Source organism: Priestia sp. ABM2_011 (genome assembly GCF_056158845.1).
Map to the genome: position 1 here is coordinate 2,889,011 of NZ_JBSWUB010000001.1, position 12,578 is coordinate 2,901,588.

A 12,578-nucleotide genomic window follows, 5' to 3' on the forward strand; every position below is an offset into this window, starting at 1 on the left:
TCCTTTCTATCTAGTAATTAGATAAATCAGCTATTTTAAAAGGTAAATAACCTATTTTGGTGATAACCTATGATAGACTTATATTACCATAATCACCTAAATAAAGTTAGTTAGGATTATTCAGTTAAAGCAGGAGGCAGTGGCAGCAGAAAGTAATTAAAGTTATCAGGGATATTTTATTGCTTAAAAACATAACAAGGAAACGAGGAGATTAGCAATGGAACTTGATCTAACTGTAAATTCGAAGAGACGCTACGCAAATTTTGTTAAAAGAGTTTCAGAAAGTACTGTGGTCTGGGGATTAAAAAGTGAAGATGGCTGGTGCGTATGTGAATCGAATAAATATGAACAGACAGTCGTTATGCTTTTTTGGTCGGATGAAGCATATGCAAAGCAATGTGCAGTAGAAGGATGGTCACATTATAAATCAGCATCTATACCGTTGGAGGAATTTATGGATAATTGGCTATACGGAATGAATGACGACGATTTGTTAGTTGGTGTTAACTGGAATGCCAAGTTAATTGGGTTAGAAGTCGAGCCGTATGATTTATTGACAGAATTAGAAGACTTGTTAGAGAAACAGTAGATTTACTTTTCTTTTTTATAATATAAGGAGTGACCAAGTTTGAACATTGAAGCGGCGACTATTTTTAGTATTGAACCTGATGACACTTATTTAACTATTATTGATGCAGATTATAGAGATGAATATGGACTAGTCTTTGTTCAAAAACGTCATAATAAATTCGAACTGTCTGTAAACGGTACTACACTTTATCCACGTTTAAAAATAAACTATCCTTTTGTCAGATGGATTGATTATAAGCATTTTTTGATAATGAATGCCAGAACCAAGGGAGAAGAGCACAATCTTTTTATTATGAATATTGATGGAGAAGTCATTCGGTCATTTTATTGTGGAGATGCTGTACAAGACATAGCTGTTAGTAAAGATGGAATATGGTGCAGCTATTTTGACGAAGGCGTTTTTGGTGAAGAGATATCAACAGAAGGGTTAGTATTATTTGATAATACAGGTTCACCAACTTTTCAATATCATTCTCATTTACCAGATGCTCCGTCCATTGCAGATTGCTATGCAATTTGCAGAGGTAAAAATATGACACTTTGGCTATATCCATATACAGATTTTGAGTTAATTCAAGTAAATCCCGAGAAAAATTCCTTCATTGTACATCAAACTCCTGAAACGTTACATGGATCACAAGCAATAAGTATTAGAGGAGAATATAGCTATTTTTACAGTCCATACAATAAGGGAGGAGCATTATACAGTTGGAAAGCAGGAGAGAGTAGTTTTAAAAAAATAGGTAAGTTAAGCGGAACCCTTAGAGGGCTAGATACAAGGCAAAAAGCTCATTTTATAGGGATTGAGGAAAAGAACATAAAAGTTTACACCATCATGAACCCAAAAGAGTATTAAAACATAAGTTTAGATTATCTAAAAATTTTATTTATAAAACGAAGGAGTTTCCATGGAACAAAATTATTTTTCTAACCACTGAACCCTATTTTGGTTTCACATTGACTATGAATGGAAGAAAAAAATGTTAGTGTAGATGGGTTTATACAGTATCCCGCTGGCTGGGGAACAGAACTAAAGTTTGAATTTGAAACAGATTTAACTTACATAGATGCGTTTATTCAAGGGTTAGAATCCATTTTAATTCAGTATCCAATTAAAGAAATTTAAATTATATAAATCAAAGAGGTAATGTATTGTATGAAAAATTGGTTCAAAAAACATGCTAACAATAAAAAAATTGAGGATAATACACCTTGGCAATTAGATAACGTTTACAAAAGAAACAAAGAATCTCCTTATACATTTTACAAGCCAAGCAAAGCGGTGACGGATAAATTAAAAGCGGGAGACCTGGTGAAGTTAGTTTTCTTTAGTGATTCAGATACAGATGGTTACAAAGGAGAAAGAATGTGGGTGGAAATTACGGATAGAAACAAAGAGAACTTTGTTGGAAAGCTTGATAATGAACCTTATCATTTAAAGAGCTTAAAACTTGGTCAAATCCTGCATTTTGGCACTGAACATATTTGTGATACTGAATATGAAGACGATGACGCTGAAAAGATGGACTATTACTTTAATGCTCTCGTAACAGTTAGCAATGATGTTTTAGAAAGAAACGAGTTTAATTTCCTGTTAAAGGATAAACCAAATGAACCGAATGATTCAGGATGGGTTATCTTTAGCGGATACGAAGAAGATGAGTTCAACAGTAATCCAGATAATTTTCAAATTGTAGCTCTAGGAGTTGTTTTAAATGTTGATGACTCAATTTTAGCTTTTATAAATGAAACACCGCTATGTGCTTACGAAAGAAATGAGTTTGGGCAATTTGATAAAATTCATGACTACGATTGGGAAACATACCTTAGTGAGTGAAGCCTTGAAACTAGCAACTTGAAAAGTTTGTATGACAAGCGGATGGAGGGGAAGAAGTTATTCTTTTTCCTTTTTTTGCGCTTCTACATTAAATCAACTACTATCACACTGATTCATAGCTACTGTAAACTTGTGATGCAAAATTGTAAAGTTCTAGGATAAACCATAAGGAAATTCCTTAATTACATATAAAATGATACGTACTGGCGTATTCAGGCAATTGCGATTAAGTGAGCGGCCATTTTAACCACTTCTAAGATATAATCCATAGCTTGTACATAATTTAATTCATTTGACTTAAAGTTCGTCATTTAGGCGATTTTTAAGAGTTCTGTTTACAGCCAGCAAATTAAACTTATAAAAGCAAAAACTAGCTGACTTGAAAGAGAACTTACACACTTTAAGGAAAAAGTAAAAGACGATAGGTATTCTAAGGATCTAAGAGTAAGGGAGACCTCAATGATTTTATTTCTTTTTCTAGTTTACATAATATATATTCTAGGAACCAATTGATAAAACACAAATCTTGTCTCATTATAAAAGTATACTTATGATAGTGAGACAAGATTTAAAAATGAGATAGGGTTCGTATTTATATGATCTAACTCACTAAACTAATTAGCATCAAGATTTGTTCTAATTGAACAATTGCAGATATGATTTTATAGAAATACATATGAATTTCACCAGTTTATTTTTAGGATTGATCAGTTCGATTGATTTTTAGATTATAATTAGAGAGTTTGAAAAATGAATGAGTTTACTTATAGAAATTAAGTTTTACACTCATTCATTTTTTCTCATCGTATTCTCAATGAACATTTTGCAAAAAGTTGAAATCTGTTTGCGTTTAATATCTTAAGGATTTATTTGCTACTGAACGTATATTTTTCATTTAGTACATATGTTTGCATTAAATGGATTTTTATTCATTTATAAAAGTCAAAACCTCGTATTTTCTGCAATAAAATACATCATTTAGTATTTTTATTCTATAAAATTCTGTGTTGAAATTACAGCAAACCCCTTTCCTATCAGCTTTTTAGTGATTTTAGTTGTAGTTTCCTTTTTCATCGGGTATAATATTAAACAAATAGATGACGGTATAAATTGGATGTCATTATCCAGTTTTAAAGGAGCGATACTCATGAACATTACAATTTATTATGGAAATCATGAAGATAAAACAATTCATACAATGGATTGTCACGTAGATATCGATTTAGATGATGAAGATATGGTAGCTTTAACAGAAGCTCGTTAATGAATATATAAAAGGCTGTGGATGCTTTTCATCTGCAGCCTTTTATTTTTTTTGCTCCCCCTCTTCTTTTCCATCTTTTAATGACCGCTACGTTTTAAGATCATTAGCTACTTTTATTATAAAATTTCAAATTCTCCGTTAACTCCTCTTTACTTTTCGACACATTTTTTGTATCATTAGATAAGAACATATGTTCGTTTTATTTTTTATCGTATTGATGATCACAAGGAGTGTTTTTGAATGACGGTACGAAAAAGAAAAAGAAAGAAGCTCCCTCCTACCCTATCCAACACAGGCTTTATTGGAGCAACGTTTGCTGATACAGATGAATTAGCACGCAACGAATATCACTTTCCTCGTAAACAAATGAAAATTACCCATCATGTCTTAGATGCTTTGCTTCAAGGGGCAACGCACTTATTTCAACAGCATAAAGTTGAAGCCGCTATCTCATGCGTGTATCTGCCTAAGTACAAAAAGATCGGTTTGGTTCTTTCTAAACAACCTTTTGGCCGCGATGAAGGCATTGGGTATTTTATTAATTACTTAAAGGAAATCGGACATATTGAATGGGATGAAAAAACGAAAGACTACGAAATACATAATACGAGTTTTATCGGCGTGGTATTTGCAGATCTAGAAAAAATTGCTAAGTTCACCTTCGACTTTGAGTTAGAATTACTGTCGAAGTTTGTCAAGGACTTAATTATTCCCGCTAAAGAGCTATTCTTGCAGCATAATGTAAAAGCGTATCTCTCAGGCGTTGAAAATGAAGATCAGCATAAAGTAGGGTTTGTTTTATCGATTAAGCCTTATGATGAACGTAAGGAAGCAGACTTATATTTTGTGGAATACTTAAAAGAACGTGGTTTATACGAAGAGGACGAGTCTGAAGAAGAGCTAGTACCTATTCATACAAAATGGAGCTTATTTAAATAACATATGTTATACCCGCTGTCGTAATAAGACAAGCGGGTCTTTTTTTGCTTTTTTACTAAAACCCAAAACAAATTAGTAGCAAGTACTAATAGTTAGTAATATAATAATAGTAATGATAAAAAATCATTGATATCTATAATATAAGGAGTCGTTTTTATGATTCAACTAAAAGATTTAGTTCCAAGTGAACATTACAACTTAACAGAGGAAATTGAAAAACATGCATCCGATCAACTTGCGCTAAAGTGGCAGGACGCTGACGGTGTGCGTGAGGAAATTACATATAACCAGCTGTTAGCAAAAGCAAATAAGGTGGCAAACGGGCTAACGGAGCTAGGATTAACAAAAGGCGATCACGTGTTGGTTATCGCACCTCGCCTTATTGAATCGTATGCTATTTACTTAGCATGCTTAAAAGCAGGTATTATTGTAATTCCTTCTTCAGAACTATTACGCGCAAAAGATATCCAATATCGTTTACATCACGCTGAAGCAAAAGCGATTATTTCTTACCATCCTTTCTGCAATGAGATCGATAAGATTGAAAACTTCCCTACTTCTCTACAACATAAAATTACATTTGGTGCTGATGTTACGTCGTGGACGCGCTTAGAGTCACTTACAGCGGATGCATCAGAACAGTTCCAAGCAGCTAACACAACTAAGGATGATACGGCATTCCTTCCTTATACATCTGGTACAACAGGACAGCCAAAAGGCGTTGTTCATACTCATGGATGGGCTTATGCTCACCTTCGTATCGCTGCTGCTGAATGGTTAGATATTAAAAAAGGCGATACGGTCTGGGCAACAGCAGGTCCTGGTTGGCAAAAATGGATTTGGACTCCGTTTTTATCTGTACTTGGACAAGGTGCAACAGGCATTATTTATAACGGACGTTTTGAACCTAAAAAGTTTTTAGAAATTTTACAGGATGAACAAGTAAACGTACTGTGCTGCACGCCAACAGAGTATCGCTTTATGGCTAAAATTGATGAGCTTGAACGTTTTGACCTGTCTCACCTTCATAGCGCTGTATCTGCCGGAGAACCGCTAAATGAAGAAGTAATTAATGTGTTTAAAAAATATTTTAATATCCAAGTACGTGATGGATACGGCCAAACGGAAAATACCCTTTTGATTGGTACCTTAAAAGGTGTAAAAACGAAGATTGGTTCAATGGGTAAACCGATGCTTGAAGGGTTTGTAGAAATCATTAATGAAGACGGCGAGCCTTGTAAGCCTGGAGAAGTTGGAGACATTGCCGTTCGTAGAGACCTCCCTTCTCTTTTCAAGCACTACTATAAAGACATGGAGCGCACTGAGAAAACGTATAAAGGAAACTACTATTTAACAGGCGACCGCGCTTCTAAAGATGAAGATAACTATTACTGGTTCCAAGGACGCGGAGATGATATCATTATCAGTTCCGGCTATACAATTGGGCCATTTGAAGTTGAAGATGCATTAATTAAGCATCCAGCGGTGAAAGAATGTGCCGTTATAGCTAGCCCAGATGCTGATCGCGGCCATGTTGTAAAAGCGTATGTGGTTCTTGTCGATCATGCAAAAATAACAGATGCAGGGTTTATTAAAGAGCTGCAAAATCACGTAAAAACTCTTACTGCACCTTACAAGTATCCTCGCGTAATTGAATTTATTGATGAATTACCAAAAACTAATTCAGGTAAAATTCGACGTGTGGAACTTCGTGAACGCGAGCAACAAAAAGCATAATAAATGAAAAAAAGACGTATCTGTTAGGATACGTCTTTTTTTATTAGATAGCACGCTGTGAAGTACGAACATCTACCGTTAAAACACCTGTATTTACGTTTGCATATGCTTTAATGATGACAGGATAATCTTTGTTGTTTGTGAACTTAAAATCAGGTCCTCCCCACGATACGGTCGCATCTCTTCCCGCAGGTACATAACCTACATGTTTTGAATGGTGAGACCTAGCTGTCACTTGAAGACCAGCGCCGTCAATCGCGTTAAATAACGTAGAAGATGTTTGACAAATACCTCCGCCAATTCCCATCACCAGCTGTTTATTGATAATTTCAGGAGCAGGCTGATAGCCTCTTTCTGCTGTGCGCTCCCCAACTGTTTGATTATAAGAAAATGAATCTCCTGGTCCTAACACAACGTTATTAATTGCTTCTGCTGATAGCTGAACATTTCTATTTCTGCTTGTATCACTTGGACGAAAACGTGTAGAATACGAAGCTAATGATACATCGGCGATCCCTTGAGCAGATGCTGCCGTGACATTTGGAGCGGTTTCGTATATCGGAACCTTTACCTCCAATTGTTTCGTATTTAAGTTCTGCAGATTTTTAACAAGTTCTGCTTCTTTTAAGATGATTTGCTTGGATCCGCCAGTCAACGATCCATTTTCATCTATTTTTATGTTTTGCATAGGTGTATCGATCCCTTTTGCCAGCTCAGACGCTAACTGTTTAATTTCTTGATCATATACACCTTTATCCTTGTAATGAACCGGCTTGAATTCTTTCATTACTTCTCCTGTACGGGAATCTTTTAACTGATACGTCAGTTCTTCGACTTTAAGGACTGGCTTTTTCTTTTTCTCAGCCTTTTTTTCTGGTTTTTTAGCCGCTTGTTTTTGTTCTATCGCAGCTGTTTGCTTTGCGGAATGATTTGTATACATGCCGTACGCAATAAACGCACTAACAATTGTCGCGCCAAGCAAGAGCGCCCCTAAGACTTTCTTCATGTAATTGAATCCCCCCATATCTCGGCTTTACCTCAATATGTTTTTTCTATAAAAATATGTATACATTCATTTTATACAAACATCTTATAAAAGACGATCTGCCAAAGTGAATACTCACCATTTTTTATATTTTTTTCTTTATTCAACACATGAGGTAAAGCGGAATGATGTTCATAGACCCCATTTTTTCTTATGAACTCAATAGAAAACAAATGTTGTATGCGTTTCCTGTTATTACTATTCTTATATATAATAGCACGAAAACAAGGATTTTTTAACGAATTATGGTAATTATTTTAAAATTTTTCTGACAATTTTCGCGGTGTTGTTCATTTTTCTATGGGCATTATACATGGTATAATGGTAAAAATGGAATTTGTTTTATGAGGAGGATTTACGCTTGACTGAACGTTATAGCAAAGAAGAGATTAGTCATCAGCTAGAAAGTATAGATCATGTAAAAGAAGCTCTTTTAAAATATAAAAACACCGTAATCGGTGAGAAATATGATTTGCTTCCCTACCATTTAACTTCAACAAAAGAGGCAATCTTAAAGACGATTCACGATAAAAAAAGCTGTATTGTTAGCGATATCACAAAAGTACTTGGGCTCTCACCCGGTGCTATCACCATTGTATTAAATCAATTAGAAGATGATGAGCTTGTGAATCGTATATATAAAAAGCAAAACCGCCGAAGCGTGTGGGTAGAGTTGACAGAAAAAGGCGAAAAAGTTGTCGAAATATTGCAAGCTACTCGTGTCGATTTTTGGTCAGATTTACTTTCACACTTATCAGAAGAAGAAAGAGATCAATACTTTCACATTATGAAAAAAATATCTCAAAAATTACAGCAATAAATATAAAAAAAGCGGCTATAAAGGCCGCTTTTTTTATTATGCGTGTGCTAAGGCTTGTTTTTTCACTTCGTTTTTCAACACTTTTCCTACGCTGTTTTTAGGAAGTGATGAAACAAATACAACAGTTGGCACTTTATATGGTGCTAATCGTTCTTTACAGAAATTCACTACGTCTTCTTCAGTTAGAGCTGACGCTGCTTGTTTAACAACAAATGCATATGGAACTTCGCCGTACACATCATCAGGCATGCCGACAACTGTCGCTTCTAACACACCGTCTGCTGCTAGGACAACTTCTTCTACTTGATCTGGGTAGATGTTGTCTCCTCCATATACAATTACATCTTTATAGCGTCCTTCAATATAAAGAAATCCGTCTTCATCTAATCGACCTGCATCGCCCATCGCTAACCAGCCATCTTGTAAGACAGCGTTTGTTGCTTCTTCGTTTTGCCAGTAGCCTTTAAATAGATAAGGGCTTCGTACAAGCACTTCACCTTTTTCTCCAGTTGGAACTTCTTGACGTGTTTCTGGGTCTACAATTTTAACTTCCACATGTGGAGCCGGTTTCCCAGCTGAGCTTACTTTCTTCCATCCCATTTGAGGATGCCATGAACTGATAATCCAAGCTTCTGTGCTTCCGTATCCTTGAGCTAAAATCATACCGTTACGGTCATATTGTTCGATTAAAGACTCTGATACTTTTGTTCCGCCTGACACAGCAAGTTTTAGAGGGAAATCATAGTGATCTCCTTTTTCAAGCTCTTCTACGATGTATTTTAATGCTGGTGGTAGTGCAAACAGCATTTTAATGTTTTCTTTTTCGATTACCTCAATTACTTTAGCTGGATCTGTTTCTTCAGAACATACCATTGTGTTTCCTGTGTTAATGCACATAAATAAAATGCTCATCGAACTCATGTGGAAGAATGGATGAACAAATAAATAGCGCATGCTTTTATCAATATTTGCACGTTCTTCCTGTCCGCCAGAGTTTAAAAAGGCACTTACCGATCCGTGTGCAATCATACATCCTTTTGATTTACCTGTTGTACCTGATGTAAACATCATTAATGCTAAATCTTCAGGAAGTACTTCAGGAAGTGCTTCTGGTGTGTTTGTGTTATACGCTGAGAATTGAGTTGTAAATTCTTTTGCATCCTCAATTTTTAACGTAAAGCTAAGTCCAGCCGTTTGTTCCGCTTTTTCTAATACAGACGTAAATTCATTGTGGTGGATAATCGCTTTTAACTGTCCGCTTGTAATAATGCTATCAAGCTCATAAGGCGTCATGCTCTTACTTAATGGAACAACGACTGCTCCCACTTGTAAAATCCCCATTGTAACAACTGGGTAAGCAATGCTTGTATGAGCTAAAATACCAATACGATCTCCTTTTTGAATTCCTTTCTCTAAGAAGTAATGAGACAATTGATTTACTTTTTCATGAAATTCATTAAATGTATAACGTTCATTATGTTCAACTAGTGCTTCATGTTGAGGAGAAATCTCTGCACGTTCTGCGACTAAGTATTGTAATGTGTTCATTTTATCCTCTCCTTTGTCCGCTCGGACTAAATATTTCGTTCGTGAATATTTTAATGACTAAAACATAATAACAAAAAATTTTTCCGAAGTAAAAGTTTAAAATTATCAAAATGTGTTTATATAGGTTGTATCGGGAAATGTTAAAAGAGATACTGTTTTTAAGAAGTGTTGTATTACCAAGGGTTTGAGAAAAATTTACAAAATTTAAACAGTTCAGACACTGGGTTTAATGAACTATTTTTTTCCTTTTTTTGTTTGTAAATTAGTTTTTATTTCTTGTTTTTCATTTTTTTAATATATTTTCTTACTTTCCCCTTATTCACCGGATTTTGAGCTCATTCATTGAATGAAAACGGTGAATATGAAACAATAATATATAAGTATTTGGATTTGAAAGGAGCAAATTTAGACATGAAAGTTCTTGTAATTGGTGCGAATGGTCAAGTAGGCAAACATATTGTAAACATTTTGAATGAAAGTGATGTGCACACTGTACGTGCGATGGTTCGTAAAGAAGAACAAGCAAAAGAGCTTGAAGCAAGAGGTGTAGAAACGGCTTTTGCAAGCTTAGAAGGCACTGTGCATGAAATTAAGGAAGTGATGAAAGGCTGTGACGCCGTTATCTTTAGCGCAGGATCAGGCGGCAGCACAGGTCATGATAAGACACTTTTAATTGATTTAGATGGAGCAGTAAAAGCGATGGAAGCTGCAGAAGATTTAGGAATTAAACGATTTGTGATGGTAAGCGCCCTTCAAGCACATCACCGTGAAAACTGGAATACTTCACTAATTCCTTACTATGTAGCCAAACATTATGCAGATAAAATCTTAGAAGCAAGCGGATTAACATATACAATTGTTCGTCCAGGCGGATTGTTAAACGAACCAGGAACAGGACGTGTAGATGCCGGTGAGAACAAAGAGCGCGGATCCATTCCTCGTGAAGATGTCGCGCGTGTGGTAGTAGAAACGTTAAGTGAAGATCATACATTCGGACGTTCTTTTGATTTAGTTTCAGGTGATACACCTATCACAGAAGCTATTCAATCTATTTAATATAAAAAAGCAGCGAATACGTATTCGCTGCTTTTTATTTATCATTTAATACATGTATTAAATGATAAATTACTTTTGCTGTCAGTCCCCATATGACTCGATCTTCATAGTAATAAAAATGTTCTTCCATCTCTCTTGTTTGCCAATTATAATTTTCACCACCAATAATCGCGTCATAAGGAAAATTATGTTCGGGTTCTACTCTGAAATTAATATTGTGTATATCAGGTTCGGTACGCTGAAAAAAAGAAAGAGGCACGGTAAATACTTCTGCTACTTCCGAAGGATTCGGTCGAAGTTCAAGCGACCTATCAATGAAACCTACATAAGGATAAATGATTGTTCCGAATTGAGAAACAATATAATCTAAAGCTTGTACGTGCTGAATAGATTGGGGTGTAATCCCTAACTCTTCAGAGGTTTCACGGATAGCCGTTTCTTTTTCATCTGCATCCGTCTTTTCAACACGCCCTCCTGGAAAACAAATTTCTCCGGGCTGTCTACGTAAATCGAGCGCTCTTACTTCAAATAAAACTTGTAGTTCCCCTTGTTTTTCAATAAGCGGAACAAGAATGCCGAAGCGGGAGAACTGCTCCATCCCAAGGATTGTCGGCATCCGGTTTTCTAACTTAGCTATAATGCGGGATGCATCCATACGTCCACTTCCTTTCACAAAATAAATTATCAAAAGAATAGCGAGTTATAAGCTGCGATGTCAACTAACCTGCAAAAGAAAGCTGTTATCTTTATTATATGAAGAGATGTATTGAATTGACACTACAATTGATAAAAATATATAACATAAATATAAATAAAAACAGATAGCACCGGCTACCTGTCTTTTTGTCTTGTTTTTAACAAACCATAAATAAGTAAAAAGAATGCCACCACACTGATAAGCAATCCTCCTACTTGCTTATCAGTGAGTCCAAAACGAAGCTGAAGCCAAAAGATAACCAAGCAAATCAAAATGACGCTGGTAGCTAAATAAAAGTAAATGCTGTAGAAAAACGGATTCGTTCTTTTCCGTTTGTAGACAAGTAGTGAGATGCCTATATACGTACCCAATAGTGTGAGTAATACAACAACTTCCGTTAATGTTCTCACTGCATTCTCCCCTCTCCCTTTTTTCTTCTATACCCCGTTTCTTCTTTTATCAAAAGGTAAAAAGGTATTCATAAAAAACCGCTTTTACGACATAAGGCGGTTTTCTCGCTACGCTTTATCCTGAATTATTTCCTTTTTTACATCGGTCGTTTTCATCTTACTAACATCAGCTGCTTTTTTACAAAGGCGTTTGTATTATACATCAAGAGCAAAGGTAATGACCGCTTCACAAGCTAATTCGCTGCCTACAAATGCTTTTCCTTTTCCTTTTACAATCTTTCCGCGCTGCTTAAGAATCTCAAATTCTAAGCGTAGTGTATCTCCTGGCCTTACTTGACGCTTAAAGCGACATTCATCTATTCCTGCTAAAAAAGCAAGTCTTCCTTTTTGGTGGTCATCCGTAGCCATGGCAAATCCGCCGAGCTGAGCAAGAGCCTCCACAATAAGTACACCAGGCATTACCATGTAGTCCGGGAAGTGACCTTGAAAAAAAGGTTCATTTGCTGTTACTTGTTTAATTCCTACAGCAAGCTTTCCTTCTTCTTGCTCTAAGATACGATCAACAAGTAAAAAAGGATAGCGGTGTTGAAGGGTATGTTTTATTTGTTCAATATCTTTCATATGTATCGCTCCT

General features: G+C 35.7%; 13 protein-coding genes. 8 read left to right on the top strand and 5 right to left on the bottom strand.

The features are described from left to right. Positions 1 to 217: 217 nt before the first annotated feature. From ACXAE4_RS15635 to mbcS, 6 genes are all read left to right on the top strand, one after another. Positions 218 to 589, top strand: coding sequence for a DUF2750 domain-containing protein (locus ACXAE4_RS15635; RefSeq protein ID WP_028413274.1), 372 nt, complete (start codon positions 218 to 220; stop codon positions 587 to 589). A 39-nt stretch (positions 590 to 628) separates the two neighbouring features. After that, positions 629 to 1,447 (top strand): hypothetical protein, encoded by an 819-nt coding sequence (locus ACXAE4_RS15640; protein ID WP_051418567.1) that lies wholly within the window; start codon positions 629 to 631, stop codon positions 1,445 to 1,447. A 111-nt stretch (positions 1,448 to 1,558) separates the two neighbouring features. Continuing rightward, on the top strand, positions 1,559 to 1,717 hold the full coding sequence (locus ACXAE4_RS15645) for a hypothetical protein (protein WP_155916280.1): 159 nt from the start codon (positions 1,559 to 1,561) through the stop codon (positions 1,715 to 1,717). A gap of 30 nt (positions 1,718 to 1,747) precedes the next feature. After that, positions 1,748 to 2,428 carry an immunity protein Imm33 domain-containing protein gene (locus ACXAE4_RS15650; RefSeq protein WP_051418568.1) on the top strand — a complete coding sequence of 227 codons (681 nt, stop codon included), beginning with the start codon at positions 1,748 to 1,750 and terminating at the stop codon, positions 2,426 to 2,428. Positions 2,429 to 3,932: 1,504 nt separating this feature from the next. Continuing rightward, positions 3,933 to 4,631 carry a hypothetical protein gene (locus tag ACXAE4_RS15655; protein ID WP_014459981.1) on the top strand — a complete coding sequence of 233 codons (699 nt, stop codon included), beginning with the start codon at positions 3,933 to 3,935 and terminating at the stop codon, positions 4,629 to 4,631. A gap of 156 nt (positions 4,632 to 4,787) precedes the next feature. Beyond that, positions 4,788 to 6,368 carry an acyl-CoA synthetase MbcS gene (gene mbcS / locus ACXAE4_RS15660; RefSeq protein WP_098626523.1) on the top strand — a complete coding sequence of 527 codons (1,581 nt, stop codon included), beginning with the start codon at positions 4,788 to 4,790 and terminating at the stop codon, positions 6,366 to 6,368. 43 nt (positions 6,369 to 6,411) lie between these two features. Here mbcS and ACXAE4_RS15665 read toward each other — a convergent pair whose 3' ends face one another. Further along, a complete protein-coding gene (locus ACXAE4_RS15665; RefSeq protein ID WP_033579048.1) occupies positions 6,412 to 7,374 on the bottom strand; it encodes a VanW family protein in 963 nt (320 codons plus the stop codon). Between the two features lie 400 nt (positions 7,375 to 7,774). Between ACXAE4_RS15665 and ACXAE4_RS15670 the strand changes: the two genes are divergently transcribed. Continuing rightward, positions 7,775 to 8,233 (top strand): MarR family winged helix-turn-helix transcriptional regulator, encoded by a 459-nt coding sequence (locus ACXAE4_RS15670; protein ID WP_013057155.1) that lies wholly within the window; start codon positions 7,775 to 7,777, stop codon positions 8,231 to 8,233. A 36-nt stretch (positions 8,234 to 8,269) separates the two neighbouring features. Here the strand turns inward: ACXAE4_RS15670 and ACXAE4_RS15675 are convergent, their stop codons facing one another. After that, positions 8,270 to 9,781 (bottom strand): class I adenylate-forming enzyme family protein, encoded by a 1,512-nt coding sequence (locus tag ACXAE4_RS15675; RefSeq protein ID WP_033579047.1) that lies wholly within the window; start codon positions 9,779 to 9,781, stop codon positions 8,270 to 8,272. Between the two features lie 411 nt (positions 9,782 to 10,192). Here ACXAE4_RS15675 and ACXAE4_RS15680 point away from each other — a divergent pair, with 411 nt between their 5' ends. Further along, positions 10,193 to 10,837: an SDR family oxidoreductase gene (locus tag ACXAE4_RS15680; protein ID WP_028413280.1), complete on the top strand. Its 645-nt coding sequence runs from the start codon at positions 10,193 to 10,195 to the stop codon at positions 10,835 to 10,837. 34 nt (positions 10,838 to 10,871) lie between these two features. Here the strand turns inward: ACXAE4_RS15680 and ACXAE4_RS15685 are convergent, their stop codons facing one another. The 3 genes from ACXAE4_RS15685 to fabZ form a co-directional block, all read right to left on the bottom strand. Next, the gene (locus tag ACXAE4_RS15685; RefSeq protein ID WP_099331017.1) at positions 10,872 to 11,492 is read right to left on the bottom strand and encodes an NUDIX hydrolase; all 621 of its coding nucleotides are present in this window, start codon (positions 11,490 to 11,492) and stop codon (positions 10,872 to 10,874) included. Between the two features lie 176 nt (positions 11,493 to 11,668). Further along, positions 11,669 to 11,944 carry a hypothetical protein gene (locus ACXAE4_RS15690; protein WP_014459988.1) on the bottom strand — a complete coding sequence of 92 codons (276 nt, stop codon included), beginning with the start codon at positions 11,942 to 11,944 and terminating at the stop codon, positions 11,669 to 11,671. 195 nt (positions 11,945 to 12,139) lie between these two features. After that, entirely contained in the window at positions 12,140 to 12,565 is a 426-nt protein-coding gene (gene fabZ / locus ACXAE4_RS15695) for a 3-hydroxyacyl-ACP dehydratase FabZ (protein WP_033579045.1), read from the bottom strand. Between the last annotated feature and the right edge of the window lie 13 nt (positions 12,566 to 12,578).

Bases quoted from the DNA above. Each gene is read 5' to 3' on its own strand.
- ACXAE4_RS15635 (WP_028413274.1), top strand. From the start codon at position 218: ATGGAACTTGATCTAACTGTAAATTCGAAGAGACGCTACGCAAATTTT.
- ACXAE4_RS15645 (WP_155916280.1), top strand. From the start codon at position 1,559: ATGGAAGAAAAAAATGTTAGTGTAGATGGGTTTATACAGTATCCCGCT.
- ACXAE4_RS15650 (WP_051418568.1), top strand. From the start codon at position 1,748: ATGAAAAATTGGTTCAAAAAACATGCTAACAATAAAAAAATTGAGGAT.
- ACXAE4_RS15655 (WP_014459981.1), top strand. From the start codon at position 3,933: ATGACGGTACGAAAAAGAAAAAGAAAGAAGCTCCCTCCTACCCTATCC.
- mbcS (WP_098626523.1), top strand. From the start codon at position 4,788: ATGATTCAACTAAAAGATTTAGTTCCAAGTGAACATTACAACTTAACA.
- ACXAE4_RS15665 (WP_033579048.1), bottom strand. From the start codon at position 7,374: ATGAAGAAAGTCTTAGGGGCGCTCTTGCTTGGCGCGACAATTGTTAGT.
- ACXAE4_RS15675 (WP_033579047.1), bottom strand. From the start codon at position 9,781: ATGAACACATTACAATACTTAGTCGCAGAACGTGCAGAGATTTCTCCT.
- ACXAE4_RS15680 (WP_028413280.1), top strand. From the start codon at position 10,193: ATGAAAGTTCTTGTAATTGGTGCGAATGGTCAAGTAGGCAAACATATT.
- ACXAE4_RS15685 (WP_099331017.1), bottom strand. From the start codon at position 11,492: ATGGATGCATCCCGCATTATAGCTAAGTTAGAAAACCGGATGCCGACA.
- fabZ (WP_033579045.1), bottom strand. From the start codon at position 12,565: ATGAAAGATATTGAACAAATAAAACATACCCTTCAACACCGCTATCCT.